1 protein-coding gene is annotated in these 1,177 nt (G+C 73.0%); it reads right to left on the minus strand.

From position 1 onward, the window contains the following. Nucleotides 1–113: 113 nt before the first annotated feature. Nucleotides 114–1,163 (minus strand): S1 family peptidase, encoded by a 1,050-nt coding sequence (locus tag ACWEN3_RS46725; RefSeq protein WP_452984552.1) that lies wholly within the window; start codon nt 1,161–1,163, stop codon nt 114–116. Nucleotides 1,164–1,177 lie beyond the last annotated feature (14 nt).

Consider the following 1,177-nt stretch of genomic DNA (forward strand, 5'->3'; position numbering starts at 1 on the left):
GGCGAGGTGGAGGCGGCCGTCACCTTGAACCGCAAGCCCGCCCGCCCCGGTCCTGTCTGTCGGCCGTCGCACCCGCCAGTCATCGCGCCGTCCGCCCCTGATCATCCGATCGGTCACGGAAGGGCGGCGCCTTCCGCGCTGAGCGCCGCCGTCACCGGCTGGAAGAAGGTCTCGCCGCCGGAGGAGCAGTCGCCGCTGCCGCCCGAGGTCAGCCCGATCGCCGCGTCCCCGTCGAAGAGCGCACCGCCGCTGTCGCCGGGCTCGGCGCAGACATCGGTGTCGATCAGGCCGGAGACCGAACCCTCCTGGTAGTTCACGGTCGCGTCCAGGCCGGTGACCGTGCCGCCGTAGACGCCCGTGGTACTGCCGCTGCGCTGGACCTGTTCGCCCACGTAGGCGTCGGCGGCGTGGGTGATCTGCTGGGTGCCGCCGTCGTACAGGTCGACGGCGCTGGGGTGATCGCCGCCCTGGTCGTCGTACTGGACGAGGGCGTAGTCGGTGCCGGGGAACTGGGAGTCGACGGTCTGGGCGATCTCGCCGCCGCCCTGGGAGTCGGACCAGTTGGAGGCGGCGTTGCCGCAGTGTCCGGCGGTGAGGAAGTAGGGGGCGCCGTTCACGGACACGTTGAAGCCGAGGGAGCAGCGTACGTCGCTGCCCCAGATGGCGTCGCCGCCCGCGATCAGCGGCTTGAACGCGGAAGCCGCGCGGCGTACGACGACCTTGTCCCCCAGTGCCCTGGCCACAGCGTCGAGCCGGGTCCGCTCGGCTCCGGTGACAGTGGGGTCGACGGTCAGCACGATCCTGTCCTGCCGGGGGTCGATGGCCCAGGCGGTGCCCGCGATCCGGGCTCGGTGAGCCAGGGCGGTGGTGGCGGCGCGGAGCTGGGTGGTGGAGTAACGCACCGTTCTGGCCACCGCTCCGGTGGCGCGGACCGGGGCCGCTGCGGACGGGTCGGTGATGTCGACCACGAAGTGGCGGGCCGTGGCGTCGTAGTAGGAGCCGGCCGTGTGGTCCCCGAGGCGGGCGACGAGGGCGGCGGTTGCCTGGGCACGGGCGGCCGAGGGAGTGGCGGCCGTGGCCGCGGTGGCCGCGTCGGCGCCCGGTAGCAGCAGTGCGCCCGCAGTGAGGGCGACTCGCACCACGCGCTGTCTCATGTCTTTCATCATGCGGGCCGTCG

This window comes from Streptomyces sp. NPDC004561, assembly GCF_053602155.1.

Excerpts from the sequence above, each read along its gene's own strand:
- ACWEN3_RS46725 (WP_452984552.1), bottom strand. The coding sequence starts at position 1,163 with ATGAAAGACATGAGACAGCGCGTGGTGCGAGTCGCCCTCACTGCGGGC.